23 protein-coding genes and 1 other RNA gene are annotated in these 22,512 nt (G+C 48.2%); 23 read left to right on the top strand and 1 reads right to left on the bottom strand.

Going from position 1 to position 22,512, the window contains the following annotated elements:
- Positions 1-12: 12 nt before the first annotated feature.
- From ybeY to rnpB, 14 genes are all read left to right on the top strand, one after another.
- On the top strand, positions 13-594 hold the full coding sequence (gene ybeY, locus CF651_RS12875; protein WP_094015254.1) for an rRNA maturation RNase YbeY: 582 nt from the start codon (positions 13-15) through the stop codon (positions 592-594).
- On the top strand, positions 591-1,292 hold the full coding sequence (locus CF651_RS12870) for a diacylglycerol kinase (protein WP_094015253.1): 702 nt from the start codon (positions 591-593) through the stop codon (positions 1,290-1,292). The genes ybeY and CF651_RS12870 overlap by 4 nt, the downstream gene beginning before the upstream one ends.
- 28 nt (positions 1,293-1,320) lie before the next feature.
- The gene (locus tag CF651_RS12865) at positions 1,321-1,740 is read left to right on the top strand and encodes a cytidine deaminase (RefSeq protein WP_094015252.1); all 420 of its coding nucleotides are present in this window, start codon (positions 1,321-1,323) and stop codon (positions 1,738-1,740) included.
- Complete coding sequence (era, locus tag CF651_RS12860; protein ID WP_094015251.1) at positions 1,737-2,651, top strand: GTPase Era; 915 nt, start codon at positions 1,737-1,739, stop codon at positions 2,649-2,651. Before CF651_RS12865 ends, era begins: the two co-directional genes overlap by 4 nt.
- A 132-nt stretch (positions 2,652-2,783) precedes the next feature.
- The gene (locus tag CF651_RS12855) at positions 2,784-2,930 is read left to right on the top strand and encodes a YqzL family protein (protein ID WP_094015250.1); all 147 of its coding nucleotides are present in this window, start codon (positions 2,784-2,786) and stop codon (positions 2,928-2,930) included.
- 37 nt (positions 2,931-2,967) lie between these two features.
- Positions 2,968-3,714, top strand: coding sequence for a DNA repair protein RecO (gene recO / locus CF651_RS12850; protein ID WP_094015249.1), 747 nt, complete (start codon positions 2,968-2,970; stop codon positions 3,712-3,714).
- Between the two features lie 180 nt (positions 3,715-3,894).
- The gene (locus CF651_RS12845; protein ID WP_094015248.1) at positions 3,895-4,707 is read left to right on the top strand and encodes a pyruvate, water dikinase regulatory protein; all 813 of its coding nucleotides are present in this window, start codon (positions 3,895-3,897) and stop codon (positions 4,705-4,707) included.
- A 90-nt stretch (positions 4,708-4,797) separates the two neighbouring features.
- Positions 4,798-5,253 (top strand): YaiI/YqxD family protein, encoded by a 456-nt coding sequence (locus CF651_RS12840; protein WP_094015247.1) that lies wholly within the window; start codon positions 4,798-4,800, stop codon positions 5,251-5,253.
- Between the two features lie 45 nt (positions 5,254-5,298).
- Complete coding sequence (gene dnaG / locus CF651_RS12835; RefSeq protein ID WP_094015246.1) at positions 5,299-7,131, top strand: DNA primase; 1,833 nt, start codon at positions 5,299-5,301, stop codon at positions 7,129-7,131.
- Between the two features lie 42 nt (positions 7,132-7,173).
- Positions 7,174-8,292: an RNA polymerase sigma factor RpoD gene (rpoD, locus tag CF651_RS12830; RefSeq protein WP_094015245.1), complete on the top strand. Its 1,119-nt coding sequence runs from the start codon at positions 7,174-7,176 to the stop codon at positions 8,290-8,292.
- A gap of 121 nt (positions 8,293-8,413) precedes the next feature.
- Positions 8,414-9,280 (top strand): hypothetical protein, encoded by an 867-nt coding sequence (locus CF651_RS12825; protein WP_094015244.1) that lies wholly within the window; start codon positions 8,414-8,416, stop codon positions 9,278-9,280.
- Position 9,281: 1 nt separating this feature from the next.
- Complete coding sequence (locus CF651_RS12820; protein ID WP_094015243.1) at positions 9,282-10,052, top strand: tRNA (adenine(22)-N(1))-methyltransferase; 771 nt, start codon at positions 9,282-9,284, stop codon at positions 10,050-10,052.
- Positions 10,019-11,134, top strand: a complete 1,116-nt coding sequence (locus CF651_RS12815) for a Nif3-like dinuclear metal center hexameric protein (RefSeq protein ID WP_094015242.1) — start codon at positions 10,019-10,021, stop codon at positions 11,132-11,134. Before CF651_RS12820 ends, CF651_RS12815 begins: the two co-directional genes overlap by 34 nt.
- Before the next feature lie 110 nt (positions 11,135-11,244).
- Positions 11,245-11,653: RNase P RNA component class A (gene rnpB / locus CF651_RS12810), an RNA gene on the top strand.
- A gap of 56 nt (positions 11,654-11,709) precedes the next feature.
- Here the strand turns inward: rnpB and CF651_RS12805 are convergent.
- Positions 11,710-13,638 carry a S8 family peptidase gene (locus tag CF651_RS12805; RefSeq protein ID WP_094015241.1) on the bottom strand — a complete coding sequence of 643 codons (1,929 nt, stop codon included), beginning with the start codon at positions 13,636-13,638 and terminating at the stop codon, positions 11,710-11,712.
- 202 nt (positions 13,639-13,840) lie between these two features.
- Here CF651_RS12805 and CF651_RS12800 point away from each other — a divergent pair, with 202 nt between their 5' ends.
- The 9 genes from CF651_RS12800 to typA all read left to right on the top strand — a co-directional run bounded on the left by CF651_RS12800 (position 13,841) and on the right by typA (position 22,508).
- On the top strand, positions 13,841-14,341 hold the full coding sequence (locus CF651_RS12800; protein ID WP_094015240.1) for a YpuI family protein: 501 nt from the start codon (positions 13,841-13,843) through the stop codon (positions 14,339-14,341).
- A 105-nt stretch (positions 14,342-14,446) separates the two neighbouring features.
- Positions 14,447-15,592, top strand: coding sequence for a glycoside hydrolase family 15 protein (locus CF651_RS12795; RefSeq protein WP_094015239.1), 1,146 nt, complete (start codon positions 14,447-14,449; stop codon positions 15,590-15,592).
- Between the two features lie 46 nt (positions 15,593-15,638).
- Entirely contained in the window at positions 15,639-15,851 is a 213-nt protein-coding gene (locus CF651_RS12790; RefSeq protein ID WP_094015238.1) for a DUF1540 domain-containing protein, read from the top strand.
- 64 nt (positions 15,852-15,915) lie between these two features.
- Entirely contained in the window at positions 15,916-16,335 is a 420-nt protein-coding gene (locus CF651_RS12785) for a hypothetical protein (protein ID WP_094015237.1), read from the top strand.
- A 170-nt stretch (positions 16,336-16,505) separates the two neighbouring features.
- Positions 16,506-17,192: a lytic transglycosylase domain-containing protein gene (locus CF651_RS12780; RefSeq protein ID WP_094015236.1), complete on the top strand. Its 687-nt coding sequence runs from the start codon at positions 16,506-16,508 to the stop codon at positions 17,190-17,192.
- A 111-nt stretch (positions 17,193-17,303) separates the two neighbouring features.
- Entirely contained in the window at positions 17,304-18,476 is a 1,173-nt protein-coding gene (locus CF651_RS12775) for a cysteine desulfurase family protein (RefSeq protein WP_094015235.1), read from the top strand.
- A gap of 3 nt (positions 18,477-18,479) precedes the next feature.
- Positions 18,480-19,691, top strand: a complete 1,212-nt coding sequence (gene thiI, locus CF651_RS12770) for a tRNA uracil 4-sulfurtransferase ThiI (protein WP_094015234.1) — start codon at positions 18,480-18,482, stop codon at positions 19,689-19,691.
- Positions 19,692-19,788: 97 nt separating this feature from the next.
- Complete coding sequence (locus tag CF651_RS12765; RefSeq protein WP_094015233.1) at positions 19,789-20,457, top strand: TerC family protein; 669 nt, start codon at positions 19,789-19,791, stop codon at positions 20,455-20,457.
- Between the two features lie 203 nt (positions 20,458-20,660).
- Positions 20,661-22,508, top strand: a complete 1,848-nt coding sequence (typA, locus tag CF651_RS12760; RefSeq protein WP_094015232.1) for a translational GTPase TypA — start codon at positions 20,661-20,663, stop codon at positions 22,506-22,508.
- The last annotated feature ends 4 nt before the right edge of the window (positions 22,509-22,512 follow it).

Below are 22,512 nucleotides of genomic sequence, written 5' to 3'. Positions count from 1 at the left end.
AGGAGTTAACCTATGAGCTTACGTTTGGAATGGAACAACGAGCAAAATGCATTTGCTATCTCTGAGGAGCTGGTGAACAAGCTGGAGCAGCTGCTGGAGCTAGCCGGACGCGCCGAGCATGTGTCGGAAGGAGAGGTAGCACTCACCTTTGTGGATGATGCGGAAATACAGCGTTTGAATAAAGAATACCGCGGACTCGATAAGCCGACGGATGTTTTGTCCTTCGCGATGCAGGAAATGGGCGAGGATGAGATAGAGATCATCTTTGATGAAGATGATTTTATACAAGAGGAAGACCTTCGCAGCGGCGAGCTGCTGGATCAGCAGGAAGAAGACGCCCGGGCGGACGAGGACGAAGAAGCTTTTGAATCTGACGAAATGTTCGAGGAACCGCTGGGGGATATCATCATTTCCGTGCCGCGGGCGATTGCCCAAAGCGAGGATTACGGCCATTCGGTTGAGCGTGAGCTTGGATTTTTGTTCGTGCACGGTTTTCTTCATTTGATCGGCTATGATCACCAAACCGAGGAAGAAGAGAAGATCATGTTCGCGAAGCAGGAAGCGATTTTACAAGAGGCAGGGCTTGTCAGATGAGACCCAAGGTGAAGTGGCACCGGAGCTTCCGCTTTGCATATGAGGGAGTCAAGTACGCTTTATCTACGCAGAGGAATATGAAATTTCATTTTTTTGCTGCGTTTGCCGCACTGTCGCTTGCTTTGTTTTTCGGTCTGCCCAAGCTTGAAATATTGTTTATTTTACTCGCCGTTACGATGATGATCGTGACCGAGTTAATTAACACGGCGATTGAAAAAGCCGTAGATCTTGCCATGCCGGACCGCCATCCGCTTGCCAAGATAGCCAAGGATGTGGCCGCAGCCTCCGTACTGGTGTCTGCGGCTTTTGCCGCAATGGTAGGGATGATCGTGTTCTACGATCCGGTGGATCGGCTGTTTCGTGAAGCAAGGGCCAGCGAGGGACACAGCTTTTCGGCAGCCATGGTCTGGATTTTGCTTAGCCTGGTTATATTGACGGTCATTGTCATACAAACTCGCTTCTCCAGGAAGGATAGGCGCATGAAGCCCAGCTTGCTGGTGGCTGTCGCTTTTGCCATTTCTACCTTGATTACTTGCTATGTAGCCGTTACGTTTATCGGTCTGCTCAGTTATTTACTGGCCTGCTTGGTGGCATTCCTGTTATATGACAAAAGCGGTCGGAGCTGGGCTTCTCTTGTTCTAGGTGCATTCATTGGCGCTTTCATCGCCGTATTGGCTTATTATTTATTTCAACTCTAATCGTGTACAATAAAAGGAGCGGGTTCGAATGGATCGCCAGCAGTTAGTAGCTCTAGCGATGGAAGCTAGAGAACGTGCCTATGTGCCGTATTCCCGGTTCAAAGTCGGGAGCGCCTTACTCGACCGTCATGGAAAAGTACATTACGGATGTAATGTAGAGAATGCTGCATACGGTCCTACCAATTGTGCAGAGCGTACCGCGTTATTCCGTGCCATTGCGGACGGGGAGCCTGCCCGTTCCTTTCAGGCCATGGCTGTCATCGGTGACACGGCCCAGCCGATCACTCCTTGCGGCGTATGCCGACAAGTGTTAATTGAACTATGTGCGCCGGAAATGCCGGTTTACCTTGCGAACCTGCAAGGCGAGGTTGTGGAAACCACGGTGGCCGAGCTGCTCCCGGGCGCTTTTACTATGAAGGATCTTACTGGAGGCAACGATTTAAAATGACAGCAGCAAATGCAAGCAAAAAAACGTTCAAATCCGGCTTTGTAGCCATTATCGGCCGGCCAAATGTAGGGAAATCGACATTGATGAATCAAGTCATCGGTCAAAAAATAGCGATCATGTCGGACAAGCCGCAAACGACGCGCAACAAAATTCACGGAGTTTATACGACGAATGATTCGCAAATCGTATTCCTTGATACGCCGGGGATTCATAAACCGCAATCCAAGCTCGGTGAGCATATGATGAAAGTGGCGGAGGGCTCCTTAAGCGAAGTAGACGCCATTTTATTTTTAATTGACGTTGTCGAAGGGTTAGGCGGGGGCGACCGCTTTATTATCGAGAATTTGAAAAAAGTAAAGACACCGGTAATTTTGGTGTTGAATAAGATTGATCAGGTGCAACCGGAAGAACTGCTTCCTGTGATTGTAGCCTATAAGGATTTATATGATTTTGCTGAGATTGTTCCAATTTCTGCAAAGCAGGGTAATAATGTGAACACCTTGCTGGAGCAGGTGACGAAATATTTGCCGGAAGGACCGCAATATTACCCTGCAGATCAAGTGACCGACCATCCGGAGCAGTTCGTATGTGCGGAATTGATTCGCGAGAAAATTTTGCACATGACCCGGGAAGAAATTCCTCACTCCATTGCGGTATCTATTGAAGATATGAAAGTGGAAGCAAACGGTGTTGTACATATATCCGCAGTGATTTATGTTGAACGCGACTCGCAAAAAGGGATTATTATCGGCAAAAAGGGAGCTCTGCTTAAAGAAGTCGGGCAGCAGGCCAGACGTGATATTGAAGCGCTGCTTGGCTCCAAAACGTTCCTTGAGCTGTGGGTAAAAGTGAAAAAGGACTGGAGAAACCAAGAGCGTGTATTACGCGACCTCGGTTTCCGCAACGAATAACCATTTGCCGCTGAGGCTTCGATAAAGCAAGCATGGCAGTAATTGCATCGCATACTTTAACCGGTTTGGTATCATCCTAATTCTGTTGACAGGTACCGTTCATCCGTCTTACAGGAGAGGAGATTGATACACATGAGAGATTTTTCGTGGAAGTATTTTTCAATGACCGGAGATGTGGATGCTTACCTGCTTTACAAGCAAGTTTCGGAGGATTCCAGTGCGGTTCCGATGGAATCAGAGGACGACCCTGAATCGAATGGCGGCGAAGAGGGACAATAAGAGCCTGTGAGTTGATGGCTTGGGGGAAGAACGGACGATGCAGTACAGAGTTCAGGGGATCGTTATACGAAGTATGGATTATGGAGAGGGCAACAAGATCATTACTTTGTTCTCCCGCGAATTGGGGAAAGTAGCGGTCATTGTCCGTGGCGCCAAAAAAGTGAAAAGCCGGTATGCTTCGGTCGCTCAGCTGTTCACTTGCGGAGATTACCTGTTTTTCAAATCAGGTCAGCTGGGTACCTTGAATCATGCGGAGATCGTGGAATCGCACCATATCATACGGGGAGATTTGCATAAAGCGGCCTACGCATCTTATATGGCGGAGCTGACCGATCGTGTCCTTGGCGATCAGGAGGCGAACGCTTTTTTGTTTGAGCAGCTGAAAGCGGCTTTAACGGCTTTGGACGAGGATAAAGACATGCATATCGTTACATTCATCTATGAAATGAAGATTTGGATGCAGGCCGGTTATCAGCCGGAGCTAGATGCTTGCGTCTCCTGTTCCAGAGATCAAGCGGATATGTATTTCAGCGCCTTGGTTGGCGGATTGTTATGTGAGAATTGCCGCCCCCGGGATCCGCAGGCGGTACCTTTAGCCCCCGGGACGTTGAAGCTGCTTCGAATATTGGCCAAAATGGACATCAGGCGACTTGGACAAATCGATGTGAAGCCGGCGACAAAGGAAAGTTTGAAGCAGCTGATTCGCTCTTATTATGATACGCATATCGGAGTACAATTAAAGTCCCGGCACTTCCTGGAGCAAATGGAGAAATACGGCGTGTAATGCTTTGACATTTTTATTTGGCTTTGATAATATATTATATTAACGTTAAAGACGACTTCTCGTCCGACTTAGTCTCGTTAGGCTTGGCGGCGGGAATTTTTTTTGGATGACGTCTCATGATATGGGTAAGTAATAGGCGAACAGGTAGAATAGCAGAGAAGGTAGAAAGAGGGTGTGGTCTTGAATAAACGAACGAACCCCATCATTTACATAGCTTCCGACTCCGCAGGGGAAACCGGAGAAGCCGTTGTAAGAGCCGCCTCCGTGCAATTTTATCCGCAGCAGGTTGACGTTCGGATCGTACCTTTCTTGGAGGATCGTTCTGGAATCGATAAACTGATTCAAACCGCTAGAGAACGCGACGGTATTATTGTTTTTACTCTTGTTATCCCGGAGCTTCGCGATTACTTAATTGAACAAGCGATTCGCTATCAATTGCTTTACATCGATTTGTTGGGTCCGATCATCGGCTCCTTGGAGAAAAAACTGAACCAGGAATCGCGTCATCAGCCAGGCATGATTCATCCGCTGGACGAAGATTATTTCAAGAAGGTCGAAGCGGTCGAATTCGCCGTTAAATACGATGACGGAAGAGATTTTACCGGTGTTCTTCAAGCAGATATCGTTCTAGTCGGCGTATCACGCACCTCCAAAACGCCCTTATCCATGTATTTAGCCCATAAAAAATTTAAAGTGGCTAACGTTCCTTTGGTACCGGAAATACAGCCGCCAGAGCAGTTATTTACCGTTTCTAACAAAAAGATCGTCGGCCTCCGCATTACTCCCGAGAAGCTGAATGTCATACGCTCCGAGCGCTTGAAAACACTGGGGCTTCCGCAGAATGCAACTTATGCAAATGTAGAGCGCATCAATAAGGAGCTGGCCTACGCCGACGGAATTATGAATAGGCTCGGGTGCCGAATCATTGATGTGTCCAACAAAGCGGTAGAAGAGACGGCAAGTACAATAATCGACTGGTTTCACGGAAGATAAACCTTTTTCCTGAAACCCGGCAGGATTTTTTATTTCTTCATCGTATATAATAGTACGGTACAATTCCGTAGAAATTCGGTGGGTCGAATCATGCAGCTTAAAATCATCGTTGATGCAGATGCTTGTCCGGTAAAATCGGAAATTGTAACCGTCGCTGCTTCGTTCCAGGCTGAAGTCCTCATGGTTGCTTCGTTTGATCATCGTTTGCAGCCTATGGAAGGGGTTCAAACAGTACAGGTAGACCGCTCCGATCAATCGGTAGACTTATATATAGTGAACCGTATTGCACCAGGAGACGTATTAATTACACAGGACTTTGGCTTGGCCGCTCTGGCATTAGGGAAAAAGGCGATTGCCTTGTCTAACCGAGGTCAGGAGTACACGAACAGGACGATTGACTTTCTGCTTGACCGGCGGCATGAACAAGCGAAGCAAAGGCGCGGCGGCAAGCATTCCAAAGGGCCTAAACCGTTTACTGACGAGGATCGACAATTTTTTCTACAATCTTTGACAAAAGTTTTACGGCGTTTGCAGGAGATTTCATAACTGTAGCGAATATATTACGTGTTAATTTGATTGAAGGTGGATAGGATGAGTAACGGACGCATTCCGGAAGAAATCATCGAATCGGTTCTCAAGCACCATGATATCGTCGATGTGGTCGGTCGTTACGTGCATTTAAGCAAGCAAGGGCACTACATGAAAGGGCTATGTCCGTTTCATTCGGAGAAAACGCCATCCTTTACCGTCACACCGGAAAAGCAAATTTACCATTGCTTTGGCTGCGGCGCCGGAGGCGGAGCCATTCAGTTTTTGATGGCGATGGAAGGGTATTCGTTTGCGGAAGCGATAAGCCAAATGGCCAAGGAGGCCAATCTAGACATCGGTCTTGACTCGCTGGCAGGAGGCAGATCGCAGCAAAATCCTGAGAAAACGAAGCTGTTAGAGGCCTACGAGCTTGCCGGAAAGCTATACCAGTATATTCTGAAGAACACCGAGCAAGGGAAGCAGGCTTTACAGTATTTACGTTCCCGAGGGCTGCATGATAAGGTGATCGATGCCTTTGGCATTGGTTATGCGCCTTCCCAGTGGGATACACTCGCCCAGCTGCTGGAACGACGGGAATTTTCCCTTCCTTTGATGGAAAAGGGCGGCCTGTTGTCGGCACGTCAGGACGGTTCAGGCTACTTTGACAAATTTCGAGACCGTATCTTGTTTCCAATTCATGATTGGAAAGGGCAATTGATTGCTTTCGGCGGCAGGGCGATGGGAGATGTTCAGCCTAAATATTTGAACAGTCCGGAATCGATGCTGTTTTATAAAAGCCGAAGCTTGTACAATATGCACAGGGCTCGGCCGCAAATTCGCAAGCTGCAGCAGCTTGTATTGTTTGAAGGGTATGTCGATGTAATCAAAGCGTGGGAAGCAGGCATAACGAACGGTGTAGCTACAATGGGCACCGCATTAACGGAAGAACACGCTGAAGTGATACGTAAACAAGCGGATCAAGTCATTGTCGCATATGACGGCGATGGCGCAGGGCAGGCTGCAGCATACAAGAGCATTCCTATTCTGGAGAAGGCCGGCTGTCTTGTCAAAATAGCGATGATACCGAACAACCAGGATCCGGACGACTACATTTCCACTCAAGGTTCTGAACGATTCGTACGGGAAGTGATTGAAGCTGCCGTACCATCGATCAAATATAAACTTCTTTATTTTCGTAAAAATTTCAAACTGCAGGAGGATGGGGATAAGCTTCGTTACATTCAGCAGGCTCTCAAAATCATTGCGGACATTGCGTCCCCAATTGAGCGGGAGCACTATGTAAGGGAACTGTCGACCGAATTTCATTATTCTTTTGAAGCGGCGTTACAAAACCTGAATGAAATCAGACTCCAATCCGAAAAAAACAACAAGTTTGGGGATAATAACGATAAACCGTGGAATAATGTTATGAATGACGCAAGACCTCGAGAACGTACGCCTTCTTTATTTCCAGCTTATCATAATGCGGAGCGACAGCTTTTGGCAATCATGATGTATGACCGGGAAGTCACGCATTACGTGGAAAGCAAATTAGGCGATCAATTTAATGTGGATGCTCACGCGGCGCTTGCTGCTTATTTGTACGCATATTACGCGCAGGGCTATGAGCCGAATGCCAGTAGTTTTATTGCTATGCTGCAGGAAGCCGATCTGGAAGGATTGGCGAGCTCACTAGCGATGATGGGCAATTCTCATGGGGTCAACGATCAAGTCATCGACGATTACATCCGAGAAATAAAAAAATATCCACAGCAGCAGCAAATTGAACGAAAAAGAGAAGAAATGATTCGTGCAGAACGTTCAGGGGATATCAAACGTGCGGCACAGATAGGTATTGAGATTATTTCCCTAGAAAAGCAGTTAAAATCTTCTTAGTCTGTCCGGCTAAAGAAGCTCTAGGGAGGAGGGAGTTGGATTATGGCGAACGATCAACGCACGGAGATAGAGACCGAGTTGTCGTTGGATCAAGTAAAGGAACAACTGATTGAGCAGGGTAAAAAACGTTCCTCATTAACCTACAAAGATATCATGGAGAAACTGGCTCCCTTCGATCAGGATCCCGATCAAATCGATGAATTTTTCGAGCAGCTTTCGGAGATGGGAATCGATGTAGGCAATGAATCAGACGACGATAACGAATTAAGTCCAAGCGACCAGGAGCAGGACGATTTTCATTTTGACGATGATTTGTCTCTGCCGCCGGGGATTAAGATTAATGATCCGGTACGTATGTATTTAAAAGAAATCGGCAGAGTTCCACTGCTCTCCGCAGAGGATGAAATCCAACTGGCTAAACGGATTGAGCTTGGAGACGAGGAAGCCAAGCGCCGTCTGGCTGAAGCAAATTTACGTCTCGTTGTCAGCATCGCGAAGCGTTATGTAGGACGCGGCATGCTGTTCCTTGACTTAATTCAGGAAGGCAATATGGGCTTAATTAAGGCTGTTGAGAAATTCGATTACGATAAAGGCTTCAAATTCAGTACCTATGCAACCTGGTGGATTCGTCAAGCGATTACCCGCGCGATTGCCGACCAAGCAAGAACGATCCGTATCCCGGTACATATGGTGGAAACAATAAATAAACTGATTCGTGTCTCCCGGCAGCTGCTTCAAGAGCTCGGGCGCGAACCTACACCGGAAGAAATCGCGAAGGAAATGGATCTGAGCACCGACAAAGTGCGGGAGATTATGAAAATTGCCCAGGAACCTGTATCCCTGGAAACACCTATCGGGGAAGAAGACGATTCGCACTTGGGTGATTTTATCGAGGATCAGGAAGCACTTGCTCCTGCGGATGCGGCTGCTTATGAGCTGCTGAAGGAACAGCTGGAGGACGTACTGGATACATTGACGGAGCGGGAAGAAAATGTGCTGCGCCTTCGTTTCGGTCTGGACGATGGACGCACGCGGACTCTCGAGGAAGTAGGCAAGGTATTCGGTGTTACACGCGAGCGGATTCGTCAGATTGAAGCCAAAGCGCTTCGCAAGCTGAGACATCCGAGCCGAAGCAAGCGTCTGAAAGATTTTCTTGAATAAATGGTGTACTCTTGACCTATCTGCATCTGCAGTTAGGTCTAATTTTTTGTTCCACCCCAACCGATAAAAGGACAAGAGCTGTAAGAAGTAACCATAAGGTTGATGAGGTGAAACCGAAAAGATGGATGATAAGAATAAACGTGCGATACTTATTAAAGAAATCGAGCAATGGCGAAAAAGCAGACTGCTGCCGGAACATTATTGCGATTTTTTATTGAATCTTTATGTCGAGCAGGGAGCTGCCAAATCGGCAGGGAGTGCTAAAAAAGGCAATCAAAGCTCAGCTTTTATGAAAGCGTCGGCTACAGCAATCAGAAACAGTAATTGGAAAATATGGTTGCTTATCATTGGGCTGGTAGCTGCCTTCGCCTTAACTGCTCTTAATTTTAACGCTTTTGAATTACCAATGCAAATTGGGGTTTCGGTTCTGTTTTTATTTCTTTGTTATACGACTGGTACCGTGCAAAATACGAAGGAACCGGTAAGGGCACAAGTGTTGTTCGGCGTCGCGTCCCTGTTCCTTTTATTTATAGGCGTTTATTTGTTTCGCTTGCATGGCATCCATGACAAGCCGGTGCTCGTTGTCGGTTATGTTGTGCTGTGCAGCTTAATATGGATTCTCACCGGCCTATTGGCAGGTCGGATGCTGTTTCAGCTGTGCGGATGGGTCGTTCTGGTGTTCTGCTATGGATGGCTGCTGCATTATCAGCTGGACTCCATCAACTGGCTCACCTTGGAGCTTAGCTGGGTTCCGCTCAGCATCGCCTTTGTATGGCTTGGTTGGATGATTCTCGGCAAAAGCAAGCAAATGGGTACGGTATTCCTTATTCTAGGGTGCATCGTTTGGTTTATGCCGGAGTTATATGCTATGCTTTATGCGGAGCAGTATGGCGAGCAAACCGTACAGCTGGCACTTATAGGCAAGATGGTGACGGAAGCAAGCATATTGTTCACATCTCGAAAAATATGGACAGAGTGGGTTGCTTAATATGTTGAAAATATCAAAACGATTGGAACAAATAGCAAATCAGGTGCCTGTTGGAAGTACCCTTGCGGATATCGGATCGGATCATGCGCTTTTACCTGCGTATTTGGTTCAGCAAGACCGGATTACGAGAGCGATCGCCGGGGAAGTGAATCCGGGGCCTTTTCAAGCGGCTGCGAAGCAAGTGAAGGAAGCAGAGCTTAATTATAAGATTGAGGTGCGTCTCGGGGACGGACTCGAGGTGATCTCACCGAATGAAGTTGATGTGATAACGATTGCGGGCATGGGCGGTGCGCTGATTGCGTCGATACTGGAAGCTGGAAAAGCGAAGCTGCCTGGTGTAAAGCGGCTTATTTTACAGCCTAATGTCGGCGAGTCAAATGTGAGAAGCTGGCTGATTGCAAACGGCTGGGTATTAACGAACGAACAGATTCTCGAGGAGGATCATAAAATATACGAAATTTTGACGGCGGTACCCGCAGATCAAACCGAATTAACGGACTCGTTCGTTTACCGGACAAGAGAGCTGGAGCAGGGGCATCATGCGGATCGAGAGCTGTTGTTAAAGCTCGGGCCTTATTTGCTGGATCGTCCAACGGAGGTATGGCATCGGAAATGGCAGCTGGAGCTGAATAAGTTGGATATGATTCGCCATCAATTGTCGTTATCGGCCTTGGAGGAATCCAAACGCAAGCAGCAGGATGTGGAGCGGGAAATGAAGCAAATCCGGGAGGTGTTAGCTTGTTTGCCAAAGGACAAAGCGTCATTCAATTAATGGAGGAACTTGCGCCCAAGCATTACGCGGTGGAAAACGATAAAATCGGGCTTCAGCTTGGAACGCTGAATAAAGAAATTACGAAAGTACTGGTTGCTCTGGATGTAACGGATGAGGTTGTAGAGGAAGCGATTCAAGCGGGAGCGAATTTGATTATTGCACATCATGCTATTATTTTTCGGCCGCTCGCCCACCTACAAACGGATTCACCTGCAGGAAGCTTGTACGAAAAGCTTATCAAGAACGACATCGCGGTCTACATTGCCCATACGAATTTGGATGTGGCGGAGGGTGGCGTGAACGATTTGATGGCGGATGCGCTTGGACTGACAGGCTTGTCCCCCTTGGAGGATGTGCATACTGAAAAGCTGAAAAAGCTCGTTGTTTTCGTGCCTGCAGATCACCTGGAGAAGGTGCGTGAAGCGGTGTTTCGTGCAGGAGCGGGGTGGATCGGGAAATATTCGCACTGCAGCTTTAATATTGAAGGAACGGGGACGTTCATTCCTGAGGCGGGCAGCGATCCGTTTATAGGACAACAAGGAAAGCTGGAGCAAGCTAACGAGGTACGGCTTGAAACCATTGTTCCGCAAAGCGCTGAACGCCGCGTAGTACAAGCCATGCTGAAGGCGCATCCTTACGAGGAGGTGGCTTACGACTTGTATCAGCTTGATTTAAAAGGCCGCTCCTTCGGTCTGGGGCGTGTCGGCAAGCTGGGGGCGTCCGTGACACTATTGGAGCTGTGCGAGCAGGTCAAGCAGGCTTATGACGTGCCTACGGTCCGACTTGTGGGCAGTCCAGATCGCACTGTACAAAAGGTTGCGGTGCTTGGCGGCTCGGGCAGCCGCTATGTGAGACATGCGCAATTTGCGGGAGCGGATGTGCTGATTACCGGGGATATCGATTATCATACGGCACAAGACGCACTAGCGGCAGGCATAGCACTGATCGATCCCGGGCATAATGTGGAAAAAATTATGAAGCAAGCCGTTGCGGACTATTTGCAGCGGAGACTTCAAGAAAAAAAGAGCAGTACACAGGTCATCGCTTCCCGGCTAAACACCGAACCATTTCAGTTTGTGTAGGCCGCATGCTGCGCTTAACTGTAAGAGCTGTAAATAAAGACCTGAATTGCAAATAAGGTGACGGTTGAATTTTAGTTGGATTCGCTGTATACTAGCAAATGCACATCAGGAAAGCTTGACAGACAATCGCTGGTGAGAAATCACGAGAGGAAAGTCCGGGCTCCATAGGGCAATGATGCTGGATAACGTCCAGTCAGCGCGAGCTGAAGGCTAGTGCCACAGAAATGGACCGCCGATGGCGCAGGATTCGTCCTGCGCACAGGTAAGGGTGGAACCGTGGTGTAAGAGACCACGAGGAGATATGGTGACATATGTCCTGGTAAACCCCATCTGGAGCAAGACCTAGTGGAACGCAAGTCTTCTTGAGAGACAGTCCCTGCCCGGGACGCGTTCGGGTTGGTCGCTTGAGCCAAGCAGCAATGTTTGGCCTAGATAGATGATTGTCGCTTCAACGGTGGGAGGGTGGTACCCGATATGACCACTGGAAGTACAGAACCCGGCTTACGGCACGCTTTCCTGTAACCATGACAAAACCGCCTGAAACGGCGGTTTTTGTGTGTAAATATATACATGTGCTAGAACCATTTGCTGTGTAGTCCTTGCAGCCGATCCAAAAGTCTTTGAAAGTAGGAATTGGTGTTCGGGACGGTTTGAGCAGAGCTTCCGGTGTTTTTTTCTGTGGCTGCGGCGTTGCTTCCGTTTTTGGAAGCTTCTGCGCTCTTCAAGGCAGCTACGACATCGATCAATCCGTAACCGAAATATTTATCTTTACCTTTGGGCCCGATGTCTTGCGCAGTATTGCGCATAATGTCCATCACCTCGGTATTTTTCAGCTGAGGATTGACGGAGCGAATTAATGCGGCCAGAGCAGTAACATGGGGGCTAGCCATCGATGTACCTGACAAAGCTGCATATTGGTTATGCGGATAGGTGCTTGCAATATTAACCCCTGGCGCCGCAGCATCGATATAATCGCCGTAGTTGGAGAAGGAAGCTTTACTTTTATTCGCATCGGTAGCCGCTACCGCGAACACCTCCGGATAAGCCGCTGGGTAGCCCGGCTGCTCCGTGTTATCATTGCCGCTGGCGGCTATGATTACGACGTCGTGATCATAGGCGTATTTAATCGCGTCGTGCAGGAAGTTGGCCTCAGCATAGTTGCCGAGGCTCAAGTTAATAACCTTGGCACCGTTGTCCGTTGCCCAAATAATACCTTGCGCTACGGAATACGTGCTGCCTGCGCCGGTTTCATCCAGTACTTTCACGGGCATGATCCGGTTGTACCAGCTCATGCCGGCAACGCCAAGATTATTGTTGACGAGTGCACCGACAACTCCTGCTACGTGGGTCCCGTGTCCGACATCGTCTAACGGCTGGGCGTTTTCGTTGACTACGTTATAGCCACTGACCAATTGATCCTTTAAATCAGGATGATTAAGATCTACACCGGTATCCACGATACCAACCGTAATTTGATCGGAGCCTTTATTAATGGTCCAGCCTTGCTCCGTATCAATGATCGGGAGATTCCATTGATACCGTTGATATAGAGAATCATTCGGTGTAATCGTTGCTTGAGAGTCGGAAGCTTGCTTTGCTGCAGCTCCAGTATCTTGATTGTAAGCTGTATTGGTCATGTACAGAAAATGTGGCTCCGCATATTCAACATTCCAGCTTTTGAAATAGTTCATCAGCTGCTTGGCTTCCATTTTCTTTGATTCAAAAACATAGGTATAGCCTACTTTCCGGTATCCGGTTGCCCCGATGTCGGCTTGAATTTTTGCCAAATCCGCTTTCGTTGGCTCGGTCTTGAAGCGGACAACAACTTGGTCCACATGATAGTGGCTCGTTCCCTCATTTTGTTCGGGATGATCCACTTTCACATCCTGAAGGGTATTGGAGTCAACGGATTCGATTTTGTAGCGATTGTCGCTGGGATAGGTTACAATCCTGAGATTTTTAAGCTGATGGTCTTCTACCTGCTTCAATATTTCTTGTTTGACCACGCCCAATAAAGAAGCCTTCCCTGAAGTGGAGGGGACACCAAGAACGAAATAAGTGGAGCCGTTGCTTTGGAAAGGCTCGGATTGGTAGCTTTCCCCTTTGTCCGTTTTATCCTTTGCTTTTTGCAATTCCGGCTTGGCCAAGGACAAGGTCGATTCGTTCAAGCTGCCTACGGTAAGGCCGTCTTGTATGCTTTGACCGCGCGCCGCCCAAATCAGCTGCTCCATATGAGGATGCTCTTCCTGCAGCTTGCGTAAGCCCTTCAGCTTGCTTTCCTGAGGGAGCGGGTCTGTTTGCTGAAGCACTCTATGGAGCTCCAGGCTGCATTGAGTCCGGCACAGATCATTTGTCAGAGATATATCCTGGGCCATCGTAGTCCGCTTCATTTGCAACTCGGCGGCAGGAGACAGGCTTTCGATGCGGGGCTCCGCTTCATTTCTCGGGAACAGAAGCACGCCGAGGGCGAAGACGGCTATAAGGGACAAGGCATATTTCCACATAGGACTAGCTCCTTTACTTTAGTTGGAATATACCTTTAGGGTCCCCGCCAGAAGTTTTTATTACTACCGGAAATCATCTCCTTAAGAAGAAGACGGTGGACATTTTTCGTATTACTTTTGCCATGGATTTGTGGTAGGATGAATTTAGAAGTCATTCATTATATAATAAATGTGTTGTGTTGATCAGAGGAGGTCTTGCGATATGGCGATGTTTAACGTCAAAAATGTATGCGAAACAACGAAAAGCAAACTAAGCGAAGCGATCGCGAAGATGGAGAAATTTTTGAACGAGCATTCTCTCCAGCAATTGAATACAGAAGTGGATGCTTCCATGGAGGAGTTTTACAAAGGATATTTGTCCGATACGAGACATTTGCTTGTTTTTTGTGAAGTGGCGTATGAGAAGCTGGGCGTAAGCTTACGCCGTCCGAGCTTCAATGTGGAGTATGCGGAGAAAGTATTATATGAGGTGTACCACTCCTGCATTAACAATTTCTTCTATCCGAAGAATGAGTGCTACTCTGAAGACGGGCGCTATGCCTACACAGGCCAGGACGCTATTCGATTCCGCAAAAAGCCGGCTCGTGACGTCCGTGACCTGACGATTGAGCTGTCCAAAATTTTTGAGTCGCTGCGCGAAGAGCTGTCTTACTACGAAACGGATTACATCACGCAGAAGCGGATGCAAGGCGAACGGGTTTAAATAGAATCATCAGGGAAATAATGACAAAAGGGGTGCTGCCAAGCATCTCTTTTTGTTTAACTGCTTGAATCATGAATCAGGACCATAAAAGGGGGATTATCCTGCATGAATACATCAACCGGACCGGAGCTGTCTTATACGGATTTATTCGAGATCAGCAAGCAGATCATAGCTTTAAATCAACATCCTAGCGGAGGCTATGTCGCTTGTCCGCTTTTTTCTAATTATGCCTTTAGCTGGCTTCGCGATGGAAGCTTTATTGCTTATGCGATGGATAGGAGCGGGGAGACGGAGAGCTCTGAATTGTTTCATCAATGGGTTCGGCATGTGTTGGAGCGACAGCAGGATCACGTAAATCATTTATTAGGCAAAAAAGAGCGGGGCGAATGGATCGCCGAGAATGAATTTTTACATACACGCTATCATCTGGACGGGCGGGATGATGACCACTCGGAGTGGGGGCATTTTCAACTCGACGGTTACGGAGCCTGGCTGTGGGGGCTGACCGAGCATTGGAGAGCGCAAGGAAAAAAGGCTATGCCGGAGTCTTACCGGACCAGTGTTGAGCTAACGGTTCGTTATTTGGCCGCATTCTGGAAGCTACCGAACTTCGATTGCTGGGAGGAGCGGAATGATCAGGTGCATCCTTCCACGCTTGCCTGCATTTATGGCGGGTTAAAGGCGATTCGCACCTATGGGGATTACGCGTACCTCGATAACGTAACCGATGAAATTCAGCAGTTTTTGCTTCGGCATGCGGTACACCCTGATGGAGGCTACTTTGTCAAAAGCATACGCCCTGTAAGCAGCGACGAGGCTCGGTACGACATAGGGTACGAAGGCGTGGACGCCAGTCTGCTCTGGCTGTGCCAACCGTTTCAAGTCTTTCCTTCGGAGCACCCAGCCATGGCGGCTACATTAGAGAAGATTCAAGAAGACTTACATGCAGACACTGGCGGCGTCCGGAGATATGCCAGCGACGAGTACTATGGCGGGGGGGAGTGGATTCTGCTGACGGCGTGGCAAGGCTGGGTGGATACGCTGCGAGGGAAGCAAGCGGAAGCACGTCACGCTTTGGATTGGATCTTACGTCAAGCCGATGCCATTGGCAGGCTTCCAGAGCAAGTGCCTCACACAAAGGCCGAGCGGGATGTATACAATCATTGGGTGGGGAGATGGGGAACACCCGCGACTCCGTTGCTTTGGTCACACGCCATGTACCTTGTGCTATATTGCCAGCTGCATAAATAGCATAGCACACCTCTTTACAGGGCAAATTGATAAAGGGGTGATGATAATGCCAGATGTAAAATGCAGTGTTGCCAACTGTGAATATTGGGCACAGGGCAACAATTGTGCAGCCAAGTCCATTATGATCGAAGTGGATCAGCACGCCAATGCTGATTTCAGCACGGAGTTCGCGGAAGCGGATTTTAACGGGCATAAGGACAAGGCATCCAGTATCCGCAATACCTGTTGCCACACGTTCGAGCAGAAAAAAAGCAAGTAGTTCTACGAAACAGCGCTTACGAATGCAGGCTTTCTTCCAAGAAAGCCCTCAGGAGGCTGAACCGATGAAGGATCAGAAGCACTGGGAAGCTGAAGTCAAGCCAAAGGAGCCCAAGAGGTATCCAATGGATCAGCTGCGCAAAGAGACAGGCCAAGAGGTGAACGAGGAGTATGCTGCTGAGGTATCGGTACCTTATGCAGCGCCGAAACAGGCTCCGGTGGAGACGTCATTGCCGGTACGCAAGTCGGATTCGGTGGCGGATACCCAAGCTGCCGGCGGCATAGCCACGGGATGGGTCGGTTACACGGCTATCCTGGTTTCTGTTATATCCTTATTTATCTATCCTGTTTTATTCGGTGCAGCAGGTGCCTTTCTGGGATTTATTGCTTATGCCCAAGGTCAAAAGGCTTTGGGGGCATGGTCGGTCATTCTCGGACTGGTTTCGCTGGCAGGCTATTTTTTATTAGTTCCCCTTTATTCGTAGCTCAAGGCATTTGCAAACAGCAAGCCGTCGCAGGCTTGCTGTTTGAATACATAGCAGCCATATGGAAGCAGCATCACCTTTTGTGGTGCAAAAAGGAAAAAAAACTGGATGGCAAGTCCAAAACAGTGTACAATGAAGATACATAGACTGTACACAGGGAGCTTGACTTGATGAATATCAATCCGAGTACGATGAAGGAATTGCTTCAACTTCAGATGTTGAACAAAATGAGCTTTTTATCAAGTGACAATACTTCTTCCAGCGATAAAGGAGACAACAGTTCTTTTACTGCATTGTTAAATGACATTTTATCGCAGTCTCCTGATTCTAGATCATCCGCTTCCCAAGCGGTCAAATCCGGGTTAATGAAGCCTATGGCCTATTATCCGCAAATGGTTATGATGGATGGAGGAGCAGGAGCTTCCGAATTAGCGGCCCATGCTTCAGCCTACGATCCGATTATCCAAGATGCGAGCCGCCGCCACGGTGTAGCCCCAAGCTTGGTGAAGGCTGTCATTGATGCCGAATCATCATTTAATACGAATGCGGTATCAGGTGCTGGAGCCAAAGGCCTGATGCAGTTGATGGATCAGACAGGGCGTGGATTAGGCGTAAGCAATCCGTTCGATCCGTCGCAAAACATTCAAGGCGGGACGCGATATTTGTCCAACTTGCTTGCGAAGTACAATGGAAACCGGGGAGTCGCTCTGGCAGCGTACAACGCCGGTCCTGGACGCATTGATCGACTTGGCATCACGAACGACCAGGAATTGATGTCCAATCTGCACTTGCTGCCTTCGGAAACCCAGCAATATGTGAATAAAGTGTTGAAGCTGCAGCGTAATTATGAGGCATAATCAAGATAAACAAGACCTGCTGTAAGCGGCCTGCAAATAAGGAGCTTCAGAGGTCTTTATTTTTTCTCGTTTTAAAAGGGCTTACAATATTGGAGAGCGGAGGTACCACCCTTGTATTTGGATTATGCAGCAACGACACCTCCATATGAAGAAGTAATCGAGACGATGGCTGAGGTAATGAGGAGCTATTACGGCAATCCATCCTCCCTTCACCGCGCCGGAGTGGATGCCGAAAGGCTCATCTCACAAGCTCGTATGGTCATCGCTCAGTGTCTGCGATGTAAGCCGGACGAAATTGTGTTTACGTCCGGTGGCACCGAAAGCAACAATATGGCAATCCAGGGCTCGGTTCTTCAATACAAATACCGCGGGAACCATTTGATTACGAGTATCATCGAGCATGCTTCAGTGTACGATGTGTTCCTACAGCTGGAGAAGCAAGGCTTTGAGGTGACCTATCTTCCTGTGGATGAGACAGGCCAGGTTCGGTTGGAGGATCTGAGGCAGGCTCTAAGAGAAGATACGATTCTTGTCAGCATCATGGCGGTTAACAATGAAATGGGACGCATTCAACCGATCCAAGAAATAAGCAGACTGCTTAAAGCATTAGCACCGAGGGCCATATTTCATGTAGATGCGGTACAAGCTATAGGAAAGCTCGAAATTGAACCCGAAAAGCTGGGGATCGATGTGCTCTCAGGCTCGGCCCATAAGCTGCGAGGTCCCAAAGGAACTGGCTTCCTCTATTGCCGTCAAGGGCTGGAGCTGCAGCCGATCGTGTGGGGCGGCGGACAAGAAGGAGGTTTGAGGTCGGGAACTGAAAATGTACCCGGCATCGTCGGAATGGCGAAGGCTATGCGTATGGCTTGCGATCAGCGCTTGTTGTTTCTGGAGCATACCTCCCGATTAAGGGAATACTGGGTCCGACTGATCGAACAAATACCTGAACTGCAGCTAAGCGGGTCAACGGAGGAATCCGATATGGCTCCTTATATCCTTCATTTCAGCTACCCTGGTATGAAGTCCGAGGTTATGGTTCATGCTTTGGAGAAGCATCATATGTATGTATCGGCGCGATCGGCCTGTTCATCCGGTGCGGAGAAGCCGAGCAGAGTTTTGAAGGCGATGGGATACAGCGACGCCCGTGCGGTAAGCGGCGTGCGTATCAGCTATTCACTGGAGCAATCGATAGAAGATGCTCAACGTTTTGGCGAGATTCTGAAGCAAGTAGTTCAACAGCTCAAGCCGACCATCCCATTACAGCAAAGACAACGACGGAGGTAACAAATGGAACCGGATTGGATCGTTCTCCGTCATGGAGAGCTTACGTTAAAAGGAAGAAACCGTCATCGATTTGAAAAGGCGGTTTTCGAGCAAATTAAAAAGGCGATGAGGCCTTTTCCAGAGGTCAGGTTTAACCGTGAATTCGGCAGAGTGTATATTGTACTGGGTGGAGCGCCTTATGCGCTCATTGCCGAAAAATTGAAAAACATATTAGGCCTCGGTTCATTCAGTCCAGTATATACAGCGCCGCTCGAGCTGGAGGCAATTCAAGCTACAGCTTTGCAAGCGATGCAAGCTTTGGTCGAAGCGCCCGGTACTTTTAAGGTGACTGTACGAAGAGTAAATAAGAGCTTTCCACACGATTCACAGCAAATGAACAAGCTTGTCGGCGGTTTTGTGCTACGCGGTATGCCGGGGCTAAAGGTCGATGTACAACAGCCCGATGCGGAGCTTAGAGTGGAGCTTCGTGAAGAGCATGCATTGATCTATTCAGAGGTTGTAGAAGGGGCAGGCGGCTTTCCGCTTGGTACGAATGGCAAAGCTATGCTGATGCTTTCAGGAGGCATCGACAGTCCGGTAGCCGGTTTCCTGGCGCTAAGACAGGGCCTCCAGATTGAAGCGGTTCACTTTCACAGCTTCCCCTACACCAGCGAACGTTCTCAACAAAAAGTCAGGGACCTTGTAAGGCAGCTAACCGAGTATGCCGGGGATATCAAGCTTCACATGGTTCCATTTACGAATGTACAGACCCGGATTCATGAAACCTACCGCGACAATTTGCTCATTACCATTTTACGGCGGGCGATGTTTCGAATTACCGAAAAGCTTGCGGATTTGCATGGGGCTTCTGCTTTGATTACAGGGGAAAGCCTAGGACAAGTGGCGAGTCAGACCCTTGGCAGCATGAATGTGATCGGGAGATCCGTCAGCCTTCCTATTGTCCAGCCTTTGATATGTATGGAGAAGAAGGAAATTATTAAGATTGCAGAGAAAATCAACACCTTTGAGATTTCAATACTGCCGCATGAGGATTGCTGTACGCTATTTCTTCCTCCAACTCCTAGTACCAATCCGAATTTGCGTGTGGTGGAAAGTATTGAACGCCGGATGGATTGGCTGGAGGAAGAGCTGGAAGCAGCTGTTCGTGCAACCGAAACGATATGGATTCAACCGGCAGCGCTGGATAAAGAGAGTCCATTTGCAAGCTTTTTTTGAGCAGTGGTTTAAAAGAATTTTTATGAAACCTGTTTACGCTTGTCTTCGTATAGTTTAGGATGATGCTGCAGATCACAAAATGCTGGAGGGTATATTCATGTTGGAATGGTTTCTTCTGTTTTTACAAATTATGCTGATTAACATCGTACTGAGCGGTGATAATGCAGTTGTTATTGCTCTTGCGAGTAAAAATTTACCTCTGCATCAGCGTAAGCAGGCTATTTGGTGGGGAGCGTTCGGAGCGATCGGACTGCGCCTTGTGCTAACCGTCGTAGCGGTTTACATATTGACTGTCCCCTACATTCAAGCCGCAGGCTCTTTGCTTCTGCTTTATATTGCGGTCAAGCTGCTTATTGACGATGAGGGCGAAGCACATGTGAAAGAAGCTTCTACCTTGGGCAAAGCCATCTGGACCATTATTGTCGCTGACTTTGTGATGAGCTTGGATAATGTACTGGCCATCGCGGCCAAAGCGGATAATAACCTGACAGTCATTATTCTGGGTATTGCTCTGAGTGTTCCTATTATTGTATGGGGCAGCACCCTCGTTATGAACCTGTTAACCAAGTTTCCTATTCTTGTTTATATTGGAGCGGGAATTTTAGGATATACAGCCGGTGAAATGTTCGTTAAGGACGAGATTGTATCCGACAAGCTTCTTCATGGCTTCCCGCACTGGATCGTTCCGATTCTGACGACGGTGGTAGTTATTGGTGTGGGTCTGGTCAAAAAATTATCGGCGAAGCCGAAGCCAAAGCATTCCTGAATGTAAACGCTAAGTAAAGAAATGTAAGGGAAACGTTAAAATTGTCGGTTTACCTTGCGTTTTGCACAAATTCAACGTATAATAAGTGTAAATGTCAAGCGTCGGCGCTTATGTCCGACGCTTGTTTTATGAACGGACCCCGGTTCACTCCCTCAAAGGGGGCAGAATTGGAAGGGTCAAAATAAGGAGAGGTTAGGGAAACCATGCATTTAAGAGATAAAATACGCAACATTGCGATTATTGCTCACGTTGACCACGGGAAAACGACACTGGTAGACAAATTGCTTCAGCAGTCCGGAACATTCCGTGAGAATGAGGCTGTTCAAGAGCGGGCCATGGACTCCAATGACTTGGAGAGGGAACGTGGTATTACTATTTTGGCTAAAAACACGGCAATCAACTATAAAGATTTTCTGATTAACATCGTAGATACACCGGGCCATGCCGACTTCGGCGGTGAAGTAGAACGGATTATGAAAATGGTAGACGGCGTGCTGCTGGTTGTTGATGCCTTCGAAGGTACGATGCCTCAAACGAAGTTCGTATTGCGTAAAGCATTGGAGCAAAACCTGACACCGATTGTTGTAGTTAACAAAATTGACCGTCCGAATGCTCGTCCTGCAGAAGTAGTCGATGAAGTGTTGGATTTATTTATCGAACTGGGCGCGAATGACGACCAACTGGATTTCCCTGTTGTGTATGCCTCCGCTCTGATGGGAACGTCCAGTATGGATTCCGATCCTGCGAAGCAGGACGATAACATGCAGGCTATTTATGAAACGGTCATCAGTCATATCCCGGCACCTACCGAGAGTGTGGAAGATCCGCTGCAATTTTTGGTTACATTGATGGACTATAATGAATACTTGGGCCGTATTGCCATTGGCCGCGTTAATCGTGGTGTAGTGAAGCAAGGTCAACCGATTGCGGTTATTAATCGCGAAGGGGTTACCAAGCAAGCACGGATCGAGAAGCTGTTCGGGTTCCAGGGATTGAAGCGCATCGAGATTGAAGAGGCAGGCGCAGGCGATATCGTTGCAATTTCCGGTATTAAAGATATCAATATCGGTGAAACGATTGCGGATCCGGCGAATCCGGAAGCATTGCCTGTTTTGAAAATTGACGAGCCGACGCTGCAAATGACGTTTGTCGTTAACAACAGCCCGTTTGCGGGCCGCGAAGGCAAATGGGTAACTTCCCGTAAGCTTCGCGAGCGTTTGTTCAAAGAGCTGGAAACCGATGTGAGCTTGCGAGTAGAGGAAACCGATAGCCCGGATGCATTTATCGTTTCCGGCCGTGGTGAGCTTCACTTGGGTATCCTGATCGAAAATATGCGTCGTGAAGGCTTTGAGCTTCAAGTTTCCAAGCCGGAGGTTATCATCAAGCAAGTCGACGGTCAGAAAATGGAGCCGTTGGAGCGTCTGATCATTGACATTCCGGAAGAAAGCATGGGATCGGTTATGGAAAGCCTGGGAACGCGTAAAGCAGAAATGCTGAACATGATTAACAACGGCAGCGGCAACGTGCGTCTGGAATTTTTGATTCCTGCCCGCGGCTTGATCGGTTACCGTACCTACTTCCTGACATTGACTCGCGGTTACGGCATCATGAACCATGCATTCGACAGCTACGGTCCTTATTATGGAGCCGGTGTTGGCGGACGTCATGAAGGTGTATTGGTATCCAGTGAGACCGGTACTTCGACGACTTACGGTATGTTGTCCGTTGAGGACCGCGGAATTTTGTTCCTGGAGCCGGGTACTGAAGTCTACGAGGGCATGATCGTTGGCGAGCATACTCGTGACACAGATATCATTGTAAACATCTGTAAAGAAAAGCAATTGAATAACATTCGCTCCGCAGGTAAAGACGATACCGTCAAAATGAAAACACCGCGTATTTACTCTTTGGAGCAAGCATTGGAATATTTGAACGACGACGAGTATTGTGAAATTACTCCGAAATCGATTCGTCTTCGTAAGAAGATCTTGAATAAAAGCGAGCGTGAACGTGCGGAGAAACACCGCAAAATGGCAGAAGCCAACGCTTAATCAT

This window comes from Paenibacillus rigui (assembly GCF_002234615.1).
Taxonomy (GTDB): domain Bacteria; phylum Bacillota; class Bacilli; order Paenibacillales; family NBRC-103111; genus Paenibacillus_S; species Paenibacillus_S rigui.
The sequence above is the reverse complement of the archived record's forward strand: the minus strand, read 5'-3'. Positions and strand labels throughout refer to the sequence as shown.